16 protein-coding genes are annotated in these 17,681 nt (G+C 43.1%); 4 read left to right on the forward strand and 12 right to left on the reverse strand.

Annotation, left to right across the window (positions count from 1 at the left end):
• Positions 1–12 precede the first annotated feature (12 nt).
• From RTX25_RS03960 to RTX25_RS03995, 8 genes are all read right to left on the reverse strand, one after another.
• The gene (locus tag RTX25_RS03960; RefSeq protein ID WP_312650784.1) at positions 13–924 is read right to left on the reverse strand and encodes a D-alanine--D-alanine ligase; all 912 of its coding nucleotides are present in this window, start codon (positions 922–924) and stop codon (positions 13–15) included.
• 157 nt (positions 925–1,081) lie between these two features.
• The gene (locus tag RTX25_RS03965; RefSeq protein WP_312650785.1) at positions 1,082–3,415 is read right to left on the reverse strand and encodes an ATP-binding protein; all 2,334 of its coding nucleotides are present in this window, start codon (positions 3,413–3,415) and stop codon (positions 1,082–1,084) included.
• Between the two features lie 30 nt (positions 3,416–3,445).
• The gene (nth, locus tag RTX25_RS03970) at positions 3,446–4,114 is read right to left on the reverse strand and encodes an endonuclease III (protein WP_312650786.1); all 669 of its coding nucleotides are present in this window, start codon (positions 4,112–4,114) and stop codon (positions 3,446–3,448) included.
• A gap of 29 nt (positions 4,115–4,143) precedes the next feature.
• Positions 4,144–4,836, reverse strand: a complete 693-nt coding sequence (locus RTX25_RS03975) for a lysophospholipid acyltransferase family protein (RefSeq protein ID WP_312650975.1) — start codon at positions 4,834–4,836, stop codon at positions 4,144–4,146.
• A 41-nt stretch (positions 4,837–4,877) separates the two neighbouring features.
• Entirely contained in the window at positions 4,878–5,873 is a 996-nt protein-coding gene (gene queG / locus RTX25_RS03980; RefSeq protein ID WP_312650787.1) for a tRNA epoxyqueuosine(34) reductase QueG, read from the reverse strand.
• 128 nt (positions 5,874–6,001) lie between these two features.
• Positions 6,002–6,559 carry a serine O-acetyltransferase gene (gene cysE, locus RTX25_RS03985; RefSeq protein ID WP_312650788.1) on the reverse strand — a complete coding sequence of 186 codons (558 nt, stop codon included), beginning with the start codon at positions 6,557–6,559 and terminating at the stop codon, positions 6,002–6,004.
• A 15-nt stretch (positions 6,560–6,574) separates the two neighbouring features.
• Positions 6,575–7,489, reverse strand: coding sequence for a cysteine synthase A (gene cysK / locus RTX25_RS03990; protein WP_312650789.1), 915 nt, complete (start codon positions 7,487–7,489; stop codon positions 6,575–6,577).
• A gap of 157 nt (positions 7,490–7,646) precedes the next feature.
• Positions 7,647–8,534, reverse strand: coding sequence for a YegS/Rv2252/BmrU family lipid kinase (locus tag RTX25_RS03995; RefSeq protein ID WP_312650790.1), 888 nt, complete (start codon positions 8,532–8,534; stop codon positions 7,647–7,649).
• 391 nt (positions 8,535–8,925) lie between these two features.
• On the opposite strand from RTX25_RS03995, the gene RTX25_RS04000 reads away from it, so the two are divergent.
• From RTX25_RS04000 to RTX25_RS04010, 3 genes are all read left to right on the forward strand, one after another.
• Positions 8,926–9,438 carry a CDP-alcohol phosphatidyltransferase family protein gene (locus RTX25_RS04000; protein WP_312650792.1) on the forward strand — a complete coding sequence of 171 codons (513 nt, stop codon included), beginning with the start codon at positions 8,926–8,928 and terminating at the stop codon, positions 9,436–9,438.
• Positions 9,439–9,618: 180 nt separating this feature from the next.
• Positions 9,619–9,909 (forward strand): metalloregulator ArsR/SmtB family transcription factor, encoded by a 291-nt coding sequence (locus tag RTX25_RS04005; RefSeq protein ID WP_312650794.1) that lies wholly within the window; start codon positions 9,619–9,621, stop codon positions 9,907–9,909.
• A gap of 1 nt (position 9,910) precedes the next feature.
• Positions 9,911–12,355 (forward strand): DsrE/DsrF/DrsH-like family protein, encoded by a 2,445-nt coding sequence (locus RTX25_RS04010; RefSeq protein ID WP_312650795.1) that lies wholly within the window; start codon positions 9,911–9,913, stop codon positions 12,353–12,355.
• A 133-nt stretch (positions 12,356–12,488) separates the two neighbouring features.
• Here RTX25_RS04010 and sdaAA read toward each other — a convergent pair whose 3' ends face one another.
• From sdaAA to RTX25_RS04025, 3 genes are all read right to left on the reverse strand, one after another.
• Positions 12,489–13,442, reverse strand: coding sequence for an L-serine ammonia-lyase, iron-sulfur-dependent, subunit alpha (gene sdaAA / locus RTX25_RS04015; RefSeq protein WP_312650797.1), 954 nt, complete (start codon positions 13,440–13,442; stop codon positions 12,489–12,491).
• Between the two features lie 41 nt (positions 13,443–13,483).
• The gene (sdaAB, locus tag RTX25_RS04020; protein ID WP_312650798.1) at positions 13,484–14,182 is read right to left on the reverse strand and encodes an L-serine ammonia-lyase, iron-sulfur-dependent subunit beta; all 699 of its coding nucleotides are present in this window, start codon (positions 14,180–14,182) and stop codon (positions 13,484–13,486) included.
• Positions 14,183–14,260: 78 nt separating this feature from the next.
• A complete protein-coding gene (locus RTX25_RS04025; protein WP_312650799.1) occupies positions 14,261–15,892 on the reverse strand; it encodes a nucleoside kinase in 1,632 nt (543 codons plus the stop codon).
• A 302-nt stretch (positions 15,893–16,194) separates the two neighbouring features.
• On the opposite strand from RTX25_RS04025, the gene fba reads away from it, so the two are divergent.
• The gene (gene fba, locus RTX25_RS04030) at positions 16,195–17,121 is read left to right on the forward strand and encodes a class II fructose-1,6-bisphosphate aldolase (protein WP_312650800.1); all 927 of its coding nucleotides are present in this window, start codon (positions 16,195–16,197) and stop codon (positions 17,119–17,121) included.
• Positions 17,122–17,445: 324 nt separating this feature from the next.
• On the opposite strand, the gene RTX25_RS04035 is transcribed toward fba, so the two are convergent.
• Positions 17,446–17,640 carry a hypothetical protein gene (locus tag RTX25_RS04035; RefSeq protein ID WP_312650801.1) on the reverse strand — a complete coding sequence of 65 codons (195 nt, stop codon included), beginning with the start codon at positions 17,638–17,640 and terminating at the stop codon, positions 17,446–17,448.
• Between the last annotated feature and the right edge of the window lie 41 nt (positions 17,641–17,681).

Below are 17,681 nucleotides of genomic sequence, written 5' to 3' on the forward strand. Positions count from 1 at the left end.
TTCTTATTCCGTTTACTTAACAGACCTCAGTTTCATGGATGAACTGATGATACGGTCAAGCAGCCCTTTATAGTCAATCCCGATTCCCTTTGCACTCTTGGGAAACAGGGATGTCTTTGTCATTCCAGGCAGTGTATTGATTTCCAGTATGTACGGAACACCCTCACGGATGATGAAATCCACTCTGGCATAGATGTCACATTTCAGCACTTTGAACGTCTTCATCGCCATCTCGTTGATTTCCTTCTGAAGCTCTTCCTCATATTCTATGATATCCTCAAGAGCGCCGCCGTCTTCATACTTTGAAGAGTAATCGAAGAATTTACCTTTGGCAGGCTTGATGATCAGCGTAGGAAGCACTTCACCATCCAGGATCGGTACAGTGATTTCATCACCTTTAATAAACTCCTCAATCATGACTTCAGTGTCAACAAGAAGCCCTTCCTCCACGCCGTGAAGCACTTCTTCATAGCTTGAGCAGATGAAGGTCGCAACGGATGATCCACCGCAGTTCGGCTTCACCACCACAGGATAACCTAATACGGCAACAGACTCTTCCGTAACCTCATTGAGACTTCTCACCACAAACCAGTCTCCTGTTCTTATCCCTTTACTCTGAAGCACACACTTTGTCAGATCCTTATCCATGCATACGGCACTTGATGCCATTCCACACCCTGAGTATGGGATATCCAGACTGTCAAGAATGCTCTGCACTGTACCATCTTCTCCATATTTACCATGAAGTGCAAGAAGCGCAAAATCGATCCCTTTGACCTTCTCGTAGATATCCGCTTTACCGTCAAGAACGATTTCCACACCTTCATATTCACCAAAATTGATATTATTCAGAATCTCTCTTCCAGAGGATAGAGATACTTCTCTTTCACTTGATATTCCACCCATTATTACACCGATTTTCATTTTGATCACTCCAATTCTTTCTATCTCATCTAAAATTCTAAACTTCATTATTGCACCAAAAGTTGTATCTGACAAGAAAAAATATCCGTTGAGAATGTAAAGGACAGGATACCCGATTTGCAGAAAAGCAATTTCAAAGGTCCTGTCCTTACTGTACTCAGAGATCCGAAAACTCGATATCCACCCGATTTGAAGTTTTGGTGAAGAAATCCTGATCCTTAGGATTATGTTCAAGATCACTGATCACTTCATCATTGAGAATCAGTCTGAATGTTGTGCCCACATGGAGCTCGCTTTTCACTACGCAATCTCCACCCATGAGATTCATAAGTTTTTTCACAATGGACAACCCGATTCCGGTTCCTTCATTATCCCTTGTGGTTGATTTATTCACCTGAATAAACCTGTTGAAGATCTGATCAACGTTCTCTGAAGATATTCCGATTCCGGTATCTTCCACGTCGATATACACCTTTTCATCTTCGCTGTTAATACTCAATGTCACAAAGATACTGCCCCCTGACTTGGTGAACTTGATGGCGTTACTCAGAAGATTCAGCAGAACTCTTTCCAGAGACTGAAGATCGAATGCCACAAGGTGCTCCTCCACTTCGGTATCAAAAATGATTTTAAGTCCTTTTCCTTCAGCATAATGAAGGATCGACATCACGATATCTTCAGTGAAGCTGACGATATCATGATTCTGCATATAGAGTTTATAGAACCCCGAATCCACTTTGGTGATGTCCAGAATATTCGATACGATACGCATGAGTCTGTATGAGTTATGTCTGATGAGATGAGCATATTTTTCGGATTTCATCTTTTCATATGCGGAAACTTCCATCATGTCCAGCGCAGAAAGTATGACATTGATTGGTGTTCTCAGTTCATGTGACATATTGGTGAAGAACTCATTGAACATTTTTTCATTTTCTTCTGCAATATACAGCTTTCGGATGTTCGCTTCATTTTCTATTCTCAGCTCATGAAGCTTCACGGAATTTGTGACATTTCGCAGGAAGACCAGCATCTGCTTCTTGTTCTTTTCAAAGCTGATGAGTCTGAAATTCGGTTCAACATAAACATTCTGACCTTTGTGGTCCGTAATTTCCATAATATCCAGTTTCAGTATTTCCCCTGTCGTGATCCGTTCACCGATCTCATTTAACTCACGGAAACTCATGCCCATGAATCGTTCCTCTTCCTGATTACTGCTGAGCGGACTGCTGGGCAGATTCTTGAAATCGTTATAGACCATATCATTGGCCTCAATCACTCTGTTTTTTCCGATGTCATAAAGGAAAATGAAATCAGGAATCAGATTGAAGAAGCTTCTGTATTTATATTCCGACCGCTCAAGAGACTCCTGCATGGCGCGGATGACTGTGATGTCCTTTGCAGTGACACAGAAAATCTCTTCATCATCCTGCTCGATAAAGACCACATCCACATCCAGAATAAAAGAATTTTCTCCGATTTCAAGCTTCATGGAGGAAGAATAATTCATATTGTATTTGATCACTTCGTATTTTTCGGAAAGATACTGGGACATACTCTCATCCAGAACATGACCATAATGGTTGAAGAAGATCTTGTACTTCGAGTTCGAATAGAGAATCTCATGTTTCGAATTGACAAACACTGTAATATTCTCGTTGTATTCGGCCGATTTGAAGAACATGAAAAGATTATTCTTCAGAACCTCAGATTTTTTGATGATATCGTCTTTCTCTTTTATGATTTCATAGAAGGCAAGCGGAACAAAAACAAAATATATACCGTAGGTGAGTGTTTCAAAGACTGTTCCCGTAAACAGATATCTGTAATCCTGTGCCTTATTGAACACACTGTAGCATGCCATAGACGCAAAATAGCTGAGACTGCTCAGATAGATCGATAAATTGAGACTGTTCTTTTTTGTGATGAAGGTCGAAAAATACCATCCGAAAAAGAAAGGAATCGAAGCGAGCATAAAGAGTTCAAGCGGCCACAGACTCCAGTCATCAATAATCACCGGGGTTGAAATCACATACATCTGAAGGAAAACATAGAAAAGCAGGATGAAAACCGTGAGATAAATCATGGTTTCGATATTGAGTTTCACGACCCGAGTGTAGGTCAGTGCCGAGGTCATGATGAAGACCACGAGAATCAGAAGAATCAGGTAAAACCCCAGAAATGTGGAATCGATTTTACCGTCTATGATAAACAGATTCTCCCTGAACTCAACAATAGAGCCAAAAAATACACCCAGTGCAAGAAGATAATGATACTTCTTCTGGGTATAGTAGCCATAAAGGATAAGAAGAAAGGCTGAAACAAGTGCGATGAGGATGTTTGCGACATCAAGCTTCAGTGAGATCATGATGTCTCCACCTTTTGTGAAATAATGACTTGCGCCAAAAATCAGAGCATAGAGAAGAGACATAATAAGGAAGGCTGTGACATTTGATTTCATTAAATTCAGTATGGTTTTCTTTGAATTCATCCTGTCACACCCTTTCTTCATCCCTTAACGTTATGGTTTAACTTTCGTATCATTTTTTACAATGAGTAATTTCCTGTTCTTCTTATAGTAAGTACAAAGATGATTCACCGGGCAGATACCACATTGCGGTGCTCTTGCGGTGCAGATTCTTCTGCCATGAAAGATCAGCAGATGATGCACATCAATCCACAGATTTCTGTCGATTTTTTTCATCAGAGATTCTTCAGTCTTTTCCACGTTGGGTTCATTTACGATCCCGATACGATTGCTCACTCTGAAGACATGGGTATCCACTGCAATGGCAGGTACACCAAAAGCGTTCGACAGGACGACGTTTGCCGTTTTTCTGCCTACTCCCGGAAGTGCTGTAAGCTCCTCCATGGTCCGAGGCACCTCTCCTCCATGCTGTTCTTTCAGAATCGGAAACAGTTTCATAAGATTTCTGCCTTTGGATTTATAAAGACCGATCACCTTGATGTAGCTTTCGAGCTCCTCCTCAGTAATGGTCAGAAAATCATTAAGGGTCTGATATTTTGCAAACATTTCTCTGGTGACTTCATTGACTTTCTTGTCCGTCGCCTGGGCAGATAGTATCGTCGCAACCAGGAGCTGGAGCGCGTTCTCATGCTCAAGTTCGCATTTGGCATCCGGATGCGTTTCATATAGTATCTCTATAACTTCTCTGTTTTTTCTGTTCATTGCTCCTCCAATATTTCATCTTCAGAGGACTACCTGTACACTCCTCTATACTCTTCGGGAAGCATCACAGAAATATTTCTCATGATGAATTCCATGGTGTCATGATCATAGTCTTCTTTGGTCTGCTCTTCAGTTTTTTCAGGGATGCTGAATGGTCTGCCCACCCTGACCTTGATTGTTCCTTTATGGAGTTTTTCACCTGTCATATTGCCGTCCTTGGCTATGGGCAGAACTTTCTCTGAGCCAGTCATGGCAAGAGGGACGATTCTTACTTTTGCAAGTCTTGCAATGAGCAGTATTCCTCTCTTTCCCTCGATCATGGATCCGACTCTTGATCTTGTTCCTTCCGGAAATATTGCAACGTTATTGCCCGACTTGAGCAGGTTTATGATTTCTTTCATCGCCGCTTTGTCAGGTGAATTGGGCTTGATGTTTATGCTTCTGAACACTTTCTTGAACAGGCCAGTGAACGGGTCACTGGTCAGTTTCTGACCCGCAACAAATGTAGGCTTGTATACATCCCCCAATACAGCATTCAGTGCAGGTCCGTCTATATTACTCAGATGATTGCAGATGAATATCACAGTCTCATCTTTTGATGGAAGGTTCTCTTTCCCTTCTACTTCCACCTTTGCTATTTTTGTAAAGATATACTTAAGTCCTCTGCGTGCCACAAATCTCTGGACACCTTCGGGAGCTATTGCAAGTGCCTTTAAAATCATTTCTCTCAATGTTTTATATCCCCTTTTAATTGATATTTTTATTATAAGTTGAAAAGCACCTTAAGTCTATTATAATACGCCCTCAGATATTCGGTATTCACCATCTCATCAGGGGGATTCTGCCCTCTTCTCATGAGTTCGATCATGGCATTCCTCTGAAGAAGCTTTTTCCCTCGCCATCCTGATGAAGTCTCTTTGTATCGTTTGAAATCCTCATTCGTCAGAGAGACAAGCTCCATGAGATTCGGATATTTCATATATTCTCGTGGCCTGAATTCTTCTATGGGACTTGTTCTGATTCCCTGATTGAAAGGGCAGGCTCTCTGGCAGGTGTCGCATCCGAAAAGACGGCCTCTGAAAAGAAGCATGTCCTGATCGGTCACTTCCTTGCTCTGAGTGATGAAAGACATGCAGCGCTTAGTATCATAGAGTTCACTGCCAAGGATCTGTGTAGGACAGGCTTTGATGCATCTTGTGCAGTCACCGCATATTCTATGCTCGGGGATTTCCTTCCAGTCTCTTTCCTCTGTTTCCATGATGAAATCCGTCAGAATCTCACCGAGGAACACATAGCTTCCATGATTTTCTGTAATCACCATATGATTCTTACCGATTTCTCCTGTTCCTGACACATGGGCGATATAGCGCTCGGGCAGTGAATTGTTGTCGGCGAACACTTTTGCCTGATATCCTTTTTCCCGCAGAAGATCCGCAACCTTTTCAAGGTGGTCTTTGACGACAAGATGATAGTCTTTACCCAATGTATAAAGTGAAAAATAACCTTCTTTATGGATATAGGAATCATAAAAATAGGGAAAAGCCACACTGATAATGGTCTGCGCGTTATTCATTTCATAGCTTAGATCTATTTTCCTTGAAAGTTCATTTTCCTCAAAGGATGTGGTGAGATCCAGCCTCTTTCTTTCCTCAAAATAGGAGAGTGATTCTTCAAGTGTCCGTACCTTCATAAATCCGTAGGCACTTAAACCCATATTCTCGAGCTTATCGATGATTTCATTTTTCATCATATTTTCCATTCCTTCACCTCCATAAGTATCGTTCAGTCCTAAAGGAACTCTCCTTTATTATAGAGCAAGTTCTGAGAATTTTAAATAAACGAAAAAATGTCTCAGGTTACCCCAAGACATTCAGACATAAACTTCTCTTAAATGTAGTTGTAGTACAGGTACTTGATTTCAGAAGCATCATTCTTCTGAACCAGTATACGGGCTGGTATACCAACGGCTGTCGCACCTTCAGGAACATGCTTCAGAACAACCGAATTTGCGCCGACCTTTGCATCGTCGGATATCTTTATCGGGCCGAGTATCTTCGCTCCTGCACCGATCATGACGCGATTGCCAAGATCAGGATGCCTTTTCGGCGCATCGCAGTCTGTAGCGCCTAGGGTGACCCCATGATAGATTATGCAGTCATCGCCTACTGTAGCTGTCTCACCGATGACGACACCCATACCATGGTCAATGAACAGCCTTCTTCCTATCTTTGCTCCTGGATGGATTTCAATTCCTGTAGTCCATCTTGAAACCTGGCTGATGAGCCTGGCAAGAAAGTACAGTTTTTTCATGTAGAAAAAATGAGCGATCCGGTATGCAAAGAGGGCATGGATTGTAGGATAGAGAAGCAGCACTTCCAGATAGGATTTTGCCGCCTTATCATTCTTTAATACGTTTTTCACATCTTCATGAAGCCCTCTAAACATCATTCACCTCAACTTTTAATCAAACAGGCCCATGGAGATATACTTTTCTCCACCATCGGGGGCAACGGTAACGACCTTTTTCCCTTTACCGAGTGTTCTGGCAACTTCCAGTGCACCGAAAAGATTTGCTCCTGCGGAAATTCCGATGAGTACGCCTTCAGTCTGTCCGAACTCTTTTGCACATGCGAAAGAATCTTCTGTGGACACTTTTACAATTTCATCAACAAACTCGCTTTTATAGTTGTCCGGTATGAAACCGGCACCAATTCCCTGAATCTTATGTGGTCCTGGTTTCTCTCCTGAAAGTACAGCAGATGTTACAGGTTCTACCGCAACAATCTTAACTGTTTTACCGTTATCTCTGGCATACTGACCAAATCCGGTAATGGTTCCTCCTGTACCGACTCCTACAACAAATGCGTCGACATCCGGTACATCCTTGTAGATTTCCATAGCTGTGGTCTGATAATGCTTTGAAGGATTGGATGGATTTACAAACTGCTGAGGTATGAATCCCATTTCTCCCACTTCGTTTCTGATCTCTTCAGCCTTTGCGATTGCGCCTTTCATTCCAGCAGCAGCATCGGTTAATACCAGTTCGGCACCATATGCCTTGATCAACGCTCTTCTTTCCTGACTCATTGATTCTGGCATGACGATGATGACTCTGTAGCCTTTCGCTTTTCCCAGCATGGCCAGTGCAATTCCGGTGTTTCCGCTTGTAGGTTCAATAATGACTGAACCTTTCTTAAGCTTTCCTTCTTTCTCAGCATCTTCCAGCATGCCTAAAGCCGCTCTGTCCTTGACACTTCCTGCAGGGTTCATCTTTTCCAGTTTGATATAAACTTCGGCGCGGTTCTTTGCATCAAATCCGTTAACTTTCAATAAGGGAGTATTCCCTACCATTTCGATTGAATTCTCAAAAATCATCTCTATTACCTCACTTTTATTTCCTAGTAAACCACTAGGAATTCTGGTGTAAATATTACATCAAGTACAATCTTTTGTCAATATACATTGAAAACATCTGTATCTGAGCGGAAAATGCATATGAAAAAAAGCCTCCATGAATGGAGGCCTGATCCGTTTATATATTACCCACACCCATCACCTGTATTCCATCAGGTATGCACCGTATATGTAGTGGAAAATCCGGTCCTCTTTCTCCATCAATATCACTTACGATGAGTTCATCTGTTGTCTCGACAAATATCTCCTTTGTCTGGAAATACATAAGACCGACCGGATCTTCCAGGTGGTCTCCCCGCAGCAGTTTGCCAAGGAGCGGAACCAGTTCTTTCAGGTTTGCTTTGATGATGATCACATCAAGCAGACCATCATCAGCCTTGGATTTATAGGCAAGGTCAAGATTTCCGGCTGTTCTTCCATTAAAAACCAGAAGCGCATACATGTCGCCTTCAAATTCGCCATCGTTGGATCTGATCTTGACGGGAATCTTTCTGAAAGAAGGAATCTGTTCGATCCCCTTTATATAATATGCTAATTTACCGATGGCATTTTTCAGTTCATTGTGTGTTTTCTGAGAAACATCAGTTAGAAGACCTGTGCTGGCCACATTAAGGAAATACTTGTCATTGATTTTTCCAATGTCCATTCTTCTGGGTTCTGTCCTGAACATCATATCAAGTGCCCTGGAAATATCTTTTGGTATTCCGATGTATTTCGCATAGTCGTTGGCCGTCCCCATGGGCAGTATGCCAATGGGCAGATCGATACCTCTGTTCATCATATAGTTGATGAGGATATCCACTGTCCCATCCCCGCCGGCTATAAGGATATGATGGTAATCATCTTCAATGTCTGCCATAGCTCCCGCCATATCAAGATGATCATCAAGTCTTGCCGGTACGATGATGTAACCATGTCTCTGATGGATTTCAATGACATCATCGAGTTTGTCGATGATGTAGTTGTCTCCCGCATGGGGATTATAAATGAATTTCACCTTTTTCATATGTATCCTCCAAATAATCACTCTTAAGCTAATTATACCCGATTACGGGAATATTGCATCCTCCATAGATTTTATGGCTTTTCATTGGATATGCGTTGATTTTCATGGAGTTATCTCTTCTCCAAGCCCATACACTTTCAAAACCATATCAGCTATATTATACGCATTTTTTCGCCTTCATTACAATTCTCCCGCCTCTATTGTATCGATCAGAGTCGAGGTACCCTCACTGCATATCAATGTATCCATAGCACTACCCATTCTGAACAGCTGACTATGATGACTTTAAAGATAATGATTTGTCAAATTCGGAAGTTGGTTTATAATGGTACTAATCATGTTTTATACAGAAAGGGGATGGATATATCATGACGATTATCCTTGACGACATATGAAAAGAGGATTTATTCCGAACATATTAACATTTTTGAACCTGTCACTTGGAATCCTGTCACTGATCGCAACTGTACAAGGTGACTACCTGAACTCCGGACTCTTTATTCTTGGAGCCGGACTTGTTGACCGATATGATGGTCGAATCGCAAGACTTCTCCATGCCGAAAGTCCGTTGGGTAAAGAACTGGATTCTCTATCCGATCTTGTTTCTTTCGGTGTTGCACCATCACTGCAGGCATATTTCATGTTCAGTCTTGCAGATTATAGTTTTTTAGGACTTATACCTGTTATTATTTTCCCTGTTGCCGGTTCATACAGACTGGCAAGATACAATTCAAGCAGCTTCAACGGAGTATTCATGGGCGTTCCCATAACCATTGCAGGCTGCGTGGTCACCCTCTTTATGCTGCTTCTTCGAAACAGCCTGGACCTTCGATTCCTCGTCATCATCATCATGGTGGCTATGGCATATCTGATGGTCAGTACGATCAAGCTTCAGAAAAGATAACAGCAGATAATGAAAAAGCAAAAAGCCTGTGGAGAATGACACAGGTTTTTTTGTTTGTCTCCATAGCAGGCTCGCCCTGCATTGAGGTTGACAGAAAATAACTATTGATAATTTCTTGACAAGTATATTGTAATAACGTAATATACGGATGTATTGATAAATTATGTATTGGAGGCAGTCATGGAAAACAACATCAATGAATTCAATGAGTATGCAGAAATACTCAAAGCCATGGGACATCCAGCAAGGTTATGCATTCTGAAAGGTATTCTGAAGACGGGCGGCTGCAATGTGACCCATATTCAGGATTGTCTCAATCTGCCGCAGTCCACCATCTCACAGCATATCCAGAAACTGAAAACCGCAGGAATCATAGAAGGTGTCCGAAGCGGACTTGAAATCACTTATACCCTTAAAAATGAACAGGTTCTTAATATCATCAGAAGTTTATATCCACAGGAGGATCTATAATATGTCAAAAACAATCATCATCGGCGGAGTAGCCACAGGGGCATCAGCCGCAGCAAGACTGAGAAGAATGGACGAAAACATGGAAATCGTGGTTTTTGAAAAGGGTGAATTCATCTCCTTTGCAAACTGCGGACTGCCCTATCATATCGGCGAAGTGATCAGAGAAAGAGATGCACTGATCCTTCAGACCCCAAAAGCCATGAACGACCGCTTCAATCTGGATGTCAGAGTGTTTTCTGAGGTGACCGGAATCGACCCCGTAAAGAAAACCGTATCGGTTCTCTCTAAGGACAGAGGTACCTATGAGGAAAGCTTCGACTTCCTTGTTCTTTCCCCAGGTGCAAAGCCGCTTAAGCCGGCAATTAAAGGCATAGATTCTCCAAAAGTCATGTCGCTTCGTGACATCAAGGACATGGACAGAATCAAACAGGAAACAGACAGAAATCTCCAAGGCAGAGCCATAGTCATCGGAGGAGGCTTCATCGGAGTGGAAACCGCCGAAAACCTTCTTGAAAGAGGTCTTACCGTATCACTCATCGAAGCTGCACCCCATATCCTTGCTCCATTTGACAGCGAGATGTCCATGATCGTAGAGCAGGAGCTCAGAGATCGGGGAATCTCCCTCTATCTCGAGGACGGTGTATGCGAATTCAGAGAAACCGGAGACGAGATTGAGGTGGTCCTCAATTCCGGTAAGATCGTTAAAGGAGACTTTGTGGTATCAGCCATCGGCGTCTCTCCTGATACAGCTTTCCTTAAAGATTCAGGGATCGCACTTGGTCAGCGCGGACACATCATTACAGATGATCATCTGAGAACCAATTTCCCCTACATTTATGCAGGCGGAGATGCTGTAGAAATAACGGACTATCTTACAGGCGGGAAAACAGCCATCCCTCTTGCAGGACCCGCCAACAGACAAGGCCGGATCATAGCAGACAATATTTCCGGAAAAGATTCCATCTACAAGGGAGCAATCGGTACATCTATACTCAAGGTATTCGATATGACCGCCTCCTCAACCGGGATGAACGAGAGAGTCGCAAAGAGAAACGGACTGGATGCAAGATCCATCTTCATCCATCCCAATAATCATGCCGGATATTATCCTGGTGCGACACAGATGACCATAAAGCTCATCTTCGATCAGGACAGAAAGGTTCTTGGCGCCCAGGCCCTTGGCTATGAAGGCGTGGATAAGTTTATTGATGTCATCGCTACAGTACTCAAGTATCGAGGCAGCATAGATGATCTTACTGAACTGGAGCTAGCCTATGCTCCGCCATTTTCCAGCGGCAAATCCCCAGTAAACATGGCCGGATTTGTTGCTGAAAACACCATGGACGGTCTTGTGGACAATATCACTCTCGATCAGTTCCAGAAAGATTTTGATACTGAAACCATGATACTGCTTGACGTACGTGATGAAGTGGAAGTGCTGAACGGTGACATCAAAGGCAGAATCCATATTCCACTTAACGATCTGAGAAAAAGGATGTCTGAAATCGACAAGGACAAAGAGATCTATATCTACTGTCAGGTTGGCCTGAGAGGATACATCGCATCAAGAATCCTGAACCAGCACGGTTTCAGAACAAGAAATCTCACCGGAGGATTCAAACTTTATAATGCACTGAACAAACCTGCAGAAACTGAAGGAAGTGAGATCAGCATGGAATCAAAAGAAATCATCCAGACAGGCAGTACCATTGAACTTGACGCCACCGGACTCTGCTGCCCAGGTCCTCTTATGAGAGTGAAAAGCACCATGGATAAAGCATCCTCCGGTGATGTTGTAAATATCACGGCTTCTGATATGGGATTCTATGAAGACATCAAAGCCTGGGCAAGAAGAACCGGAAATGAACTCATGGATGTCAGAAAGGATAAAGGTCTGATCAAAGCTTCCGTCAGAAAAGGACTTTCTACTGAGGAAGATACAGTCTCCATCGGCTGTGCAAATACAGGACTGACAAAAGAAAACATGACCATGGTCGTGTTTTCCGGAGATCTTGATAAAGCCATCGCATCCTTTATCATTGCCAACGGTGCAGCATCAATGGACAAGAAAGTGACCCTGTTCTTCACTTTCTGGGGGATCAACATCTTAAGAAAAAGCAATCATGCTCCTGTGAAGAAAAACTTCATCGAGAAGATGTTCGGCTTCATGATGCCTAAGGGATCGGAGAAGCTAGGTCTTTCAAAAATGAACATGGGCGGAATCGGGCCAAAGATGATCCGTTCCATCATGATGAAGAAAAATGTTCAGTCACTTGAAGAGCTGATCAAAGCTGCAATGGACAGCGGGGTGGAAATCGTCGCCTGCCAGATGAGTATGGATCTTCTGGGTATTAAAGAAGAGGAGCTTCTTGATGGCGTGAAATTCGGCGGTGTAGGCTATATGCTTGCTGAGTCCGATGATTCCAATGCCACATTGTTCATTTAGACCTGATAAAGACATAGAGAGAGAGGAGCCTGCGGTAAGATTTCCGCAGGCTCCTCTCTTTATCTTCAATTGTGATTCCATCCCTTAAATGGATTTTTCCATCAGGTGTCCCGGGAATTCAGTCTTTCCGAAATTATGCCCGTTCGTCCTGATCTTCTTCACGCACCTCATCAAAAGTGTCGTCATTCATCTTGTTCTTTGATTTCCCGTTTTTGCTGCCGAAAATCTCTTTCTTCAGCTTCTTGCCTGTCTTTGTTCCCGCGAGACCGCCGATTCCTGTCTCTCGCAGGGCTTCAGGCATCAGCTTACCTATGGAGTACATGGCAGCTACAGTATCGTCGAAGGGTATTCTTGAAGTCACTCCTGCAAGGACCATATCTGCAGCAGCGATTGCACTCACTGCACCAGAAGCATTTCTTTTCGCGCAGGGCACTTCCACTAGACCCGCAATAGGATCGCATACGAGGCCAAGGGTGTTTTTAAAAACTATGGCTCCGGCATTCAGGCACATCTCCGGGGTCCCCCCCATCATCTCCACAACGGCTGCTGCCGCCATAGCTGACGCGGATCCGCATTCTGCCTGACATCCACCTTCTGCACCTGATATGGTCGCATTCTGTGCAATGATTGCGCCGACACCAGCTGAAGCAAAGAGACCCATAATAAGATCCTTCTCTTCGATCTGATGTTCTTCCTTCATGGTCATCATGACCGCAGGCAGAATCCCGCAGGCTCCCGCTGTAGGGCAGGCAACGATTTTCCCCATAGAAGCATTGACTTCAGAGCAGGACAAAGCGTAGCTCATGGCCTTGACCATGACTCTTCCTGATACACTCTTTCCGGCGCTCAAGTATTTACCCAGACGATAGGCATCTCCTCCGATGAGGCCCGATACCGAAATCACCTTCTCGTTTACGCCCTTGCTTGTGGAGAATTCCATAACTCTTAAGTTCTCCACCATCCTATCATAGACTTCCTCAAGGCTGAGACCACTTTCTTCAGCCTCCTGTCTAAGTGTAAATTCACCTATGGTGAGATTTTCTTCTTTGCATCTTCTCAGCAGTTCTTTTCCGTTTCTGATATTCATTGATTATCTGTTCCCCCTATAATTCCCTTAAGTCAGAAATGCTATACTACCGGATAGTTGATGACGTTACTGGTCAGCGGCACGAACTTGACATGTTCCACGCAGTCCACCTCAGCAAGGCGCTGAAGAATTGCCGCATCGATATTCTGATCCAGTTCAAAAATCATCATGGCATCCCGCCCTTTCTGGGAACGGAAAAGCGACATGTAGGCGATGTTCACGCCAGAATCATAAAGAAGCTTTGAAACATTCGCAACAACTCCAGGAACATCCCGTTGGGAGATGAGAAGCGTAGGGTAATTTCCCGAAAACTGAATTTCTTCCCCATCGATATTTGAGATTTCCACAGCACCTCCTCCAATTGAAGAGCCTGTGACCGTCACTTCTTTTCCGTCATTAAGTATCATTTCCACCATGACCGTGTTGGGATGCACATCCCCCAGATCTTTCTCCGAGAATGATACCTTCATTCCCTTTGCCCTTGCAAACTTCAGAGATTCCTTCAGATTGTCATCGGAAGGATCCATACCGAGGATTCCCGCCACAAGCGCGCGGTCTGTTCCATGTCCCTTATAGGTTTTGGAGAATGAACCATGGAGATAGAAATTGACTTCCAGAGGTTCCTCCCCTGCTATTCCTCTTGCGATTTTTGCAAGCTTTGCAGCCCCTGCGGTATGGGAGCTAGATGGTCCGATCATGATGGGTCCTATAATATCAAATACACCGTATTTTTTTTTCATTTTATCGTCTCCGTCTTAAGGAAACTTTCACCTGCCTTAAATATTCTTCTTTCGTTTTTCTGTCCTTTCATTCTGAATCTAATAGTCGTAGAACTGACTGCCGCCGATAAATTCTCTTAGAAGAGAATTTGTAGGAACCAGTTCGTCAGGTGTATCTTCAAACAGCCTGAGAATCGTTATAAGTCTTTTTGCTTCTTCATAGGTCGGACTGTCCTTTGTGATCTTCATCAGTTCGGGCAGTGTATGCTTTTTAAGCACCGACAGTTCATAGAAAAGCGTGGAGTTGAACATGGCGTCTGCCTCTTCCTGATAAGGGAAGATATTCATCTTTTCTCCGCTTGATACTGACGGGAACATGAGAAGCGTATCTTCAGGGCTGTAGCCTCTTGAGATATGATCTCTTGCCATTCGTCTCAGCTTCCTTACATCAGTCGTCGCGATGCGGTTATGCTTGTCCATATTGAGGACAGTCAGCGCGCTGATATAGATTTTGAACTTGAAGCGGTCTTCTATTCTTCCGAGCAGCCTCGGGTTGAGACCATGAATTCCTTCAATGATGATGATTCCATTCTCCGGAAGCTTTACCATGTTAAGAGAGACGCCTCGAGTTCCGGTTTTAAAGTCAAACTTCGGTAGTATGACCTCCTCGCCCTTAAGAATGTTTGTGATGTCCTGTTCAAAAAGATCAAGCTCAATGGCTTCAACACTTTCAAAATCAAATGATCCATCCGCTTTCTTTGGTGTCATCCTTCTCGGCACAAAATAATCATCCATACTGATCGGGAACGGAATCAGACCATTGACCCTCAGCTGGATGGCCAGCCGATTGGCAAATGAAGTCTTCCCTGAAGAGCTGGGACCGGCAATGAGCACAATCTTCACATTTCCTCTTTCTTTGATGTCATCTGCTATGTATGCTATTTTCTTCTCATGAAGAGCCTCGGTGATGTTTATGAGTGTCCTGCTTTCATGATTTCTGATTTTCTCATTGAGATAGCCGACATAGTTGACACCGATCAGTTCATCCCATCTGGCTGTCTCTTCAAAAATCTTGAACAGTTTATCCTGAGGTTCAAAGGGTCTCAGGATTTCCGGTTCTCTTACGGTAGGATAGCTCATGACAAAACCGTTTTTATAAAGATCCAGAGAAAACAGCCTGATATTTCCTGTGGAAACAGCCATCTTCCCGTAGAAATACGCATACTGATCAAGAAGTCTATACATCTTGATTTCCTTGTACTCCATATTCTTAAGAAGAAGATACTTATCCATATCCTGAGATTCTTTATACATGGCCAGAGCATCCTCCAGAAGCATGCATTCCTTGGTTATGGGATAATCTTCTTTTATGATTCTTCTCATTTCTTCTTCCAGATGATTCATCTCTTCCTGGCTCAGCACCCTGTTTCTGATCCAGCAGTACAGTCCTCGGCTGATCGAATGGTCGATGATGAGATCAAGTTCCCTGAACAGCCTGTAAAAAGCCGTGACAAGAATAAATGACAGCGTCCTCTCGTATGCCTTATGCCCTACATAATCATCCGTATAGACTGGTATGAGATTATTCTTTCCTGTAAGTTCTCCGTTCAGTTCAAAGTATTCCCCCCGTTCTCTGGCAAGTATCGGCCAGAGATTCCCTTTTTTCAGGGTTTTCACAACTTCATAGGGTACGCCTTCTTCTATTGCTGCAGCTTCATATCTATCGTTCATCTGTTTTCCCCCCACATCCGGACAGTTTGATTCTCCTGTTATTTATACTTTATTCTTATCTATATTATACCCAGATTATGCTGAAATAGCACTTCATTGTTATCACTTGCAGAAAGCGTGAAATGAATACCTTTTCAAGGGATTTCGCCATGTTCATGATAATTTAAAGTCTCTCATGATATGGTTTCATAAGAAGAAATGCTATATAATAAAGGGAGAGTTTATGTGGAACCTGCTAAAAATCTTACACTTAAGCCGCATAACAGAAGCATCATAAGATAAATTGAAAGGTGGTTGTATTAATGGCATTAGTCACAACAACAGAAATGTTCAAGAAAGCCTACGAAGGCAAATATGCTATAGGCGCATTCAACATCAACAATATGGAGATTATTCAGGGGATTGTCAATGCATGCAAAGTGAAGAACTCTGCAGTAATCCTTCAGGTATCAAAGGGAGCAATGAAGTATGCAGGCCCAAGATATCTTAAGGCAATGGTCGATGCGGCTGTTGAAGAAACAGGCATAGACGTCGCACTTCATCTTGATCACGGTCCAGACCTTGCGACAGTAAAGGAAGCCATCGAAGCCGGATTCACATCCGTTATGATCGACGGTTCACACCTTGACTTCGAAGAAAACGTGAAGATCACAAAGGAAGTCGTTGAGTATGCTCACGCTCACGGAGTTGTTGTTGAAGCGGAACTTGGTATCCTTGCAGGTGTTGAGGATGACGTTCATGCTGAAGAACATGTCTATACAGATCCTGAGCAGGCAGTAGATTTCGTAGAGAGAACAGGCGTTGATTCCCTTGCTATTGCAATCGGAACATCCCATGGTGCTTTTAAGTTTGCCGGTACACCAGATCTTAAGTTCCATATCCTTGAAGAAATTCAGAAGAAGCTTCCAGGATTCCCGATCGTTCTTCATGGTGCTTCTGCCGTAAGTCAGGAACACATTGCCATGAATAATGAATTCGGCGGAGCAATAAAGGGTGCACAGGGTATTCCAGTAGAAATGCTGAGAAAAGCTTCTGCAATGGCTGTATGCAAGATCAATATGGATACTGACATCAGACTTGCCATGACCGCAGCAATCAGAAAAGCTTTTGCTGAAAAGCCTGAAGCATTCGATCCAAGAGGATATCTTGGTGCAGCAAGAAATGAAATCCAGAAACTGGTAGAGATGAAGATCGATGATGTTCTTGGATCAGCAGATTCAATGAAATAGTATGGTTTAAGGTACTGCACTTCGCAGTGCCTTTTTTCTTTCACGTGCAGTACAATCATCGGTATTAAGGAAGAAATGATAAATGATCTGATATGACTCGCAGGAATAAGTTCACCGCTTCACACCTTCTCTTCTCCTCATCACTATGGAAGAACTGAGAAGATTTTCAAGCAAAGAAAAAGAGCCCTTTAACGGACTCTCTTTTTTCTCGCCATAGTACCTTAAAACGTTCGTACCTGGTTTTGTCTTCTGTTTATTCCACTGTATCGTGGTTCATCTTCGGTTAACCCGCAGACTGTCAGTTTCATTTTTTGTGTGAAAGTCCTATAAACTTCCTGCGGAAAAATTAATCTTTTCCAGCTTGTGCTTTATATTAAAAAACTCATTCTCCAGAATATTGATCTGTTTTTCAATCAGATTCCTGTTGGTTTCCTTAACTGCAGCCCCAAGTTCTTTGGATAATATACTCAGCTCATCGCTGATCGCATAAATCCTTTTTGTAGCATCATATGCATTCATATTCTACACCTCACTTAATGACATTTACTTTTAAGGTCCCG

The organism is Proteiniclasticum sp., assembly GCF_032054185.1.
Taxonomy (GTDB): domain Bacteria; phylum Bacillota; class Clostridia; order Clostridiales; family Clostridiaceae; genus Proteiniclasticum.

Coding starts and splice junctions, on each gene's coding strand:
- RTX25_RS04035 (WP_312650801.1), bottom strand. CDS start 17,640: ATGAATGCATATGATGCTACAAAAAGGATTTATGCGATCAGCGATGAG.
- RTX25_RS04025 (WP_312650799.1), bottom strand. CDS start 15,892: ATGAACGATAGATATGAAGCTGCAGCAATAGAAGAAGGCGTACCCTAT.
- RTX25_RS03995 (WP_312650790.1), bottom strand. CDS start 8,534: ATGAAAAAGGTGAAATTCATTTATAATCCCCATGCGGGAGACAACTAC.
- cysK (WP_312650789.1), bottom strand. CDS start 7,489: ATGATTTTTGAGAATTCAATCGAAATGGTAGGGAATACTCCCTTATTG.
- RTX25_RS03975 (WP_312650975.1), bottom strand. CDS start 4,836: ATGATTTTAAAGGCACTTGCAATAGCTCCCGAAGGTGTCCAGAGATTT.
- RTX25_RS04005 (WP_312650794.1), top strand. CDS start 9,619: ATGGAAAACAACATCAATGAATTCAATGAGTATGCAGAAATACTCAAA.
- RTX25_RS03965 (WP_312650785.1), bottom strand. CDS start 3,415: ATGAATTCAAAGAAAACCATACTGAATTTAATGAAATCAAATGTCACA.
- sdaAB (WP_312650798.1), bottom strand. CDS start 14,182: ATGAAAAAAAAATACGGTGTATTTGATATTATAGGACCCATCATGATC.
- RTX25_RS03960 (WP_312650784.1), bottom strand. CDS start 924: ATGAAAATCGGTGTAATAATGGGTGGAATATCAAGTGAAAGAGAAGTA.
- RTX25_RS04000 (WP_312650792.1), top strand. CDS start 8,926: ATGAAAAGAGGATTTATTCCGAACATATTAACATTTTTGAACCTGTCA.
- fba (WP_312650800.1), top strand. CDS start 16,195: ATGGCATTAGTCACAACAACAGAAATGTTCAAGAAAGCCTACGAAGGC.
- cysE (WP_312650788.1), bottom strand. CDS start 6,559: ATGTTTAGAGGGCTTCATGAAGATGTGAAAAACGTATTAAAGAATGAT.
- sdaAA (WP_312650797.1), bottom strand. CDS start 13,442: ATGAATATCAGAAACGGAAAAGAACTGCTGAGAAGATGCAAAGAAGAA.
- queG (WP_312650787.1), bottom strand. CDS start 5,873: ATGGAAAATATGATGAAAAATGAAATCATCGATAAGCTCGAGAATATG.
- RTX25_RS04010 (WP_312650795.1), top strand. CDS start 9,911: ATGTCAAAAACAATCATCATCGGCGGAGTAGCCACAGGGGCATCAGCC.
- nth (WP_312650786.1), bottom strand. CDS start 4,114: ATGAACAGAAAAAACAGAGAAGTTATAGAGATACTATATGAAACGCAT.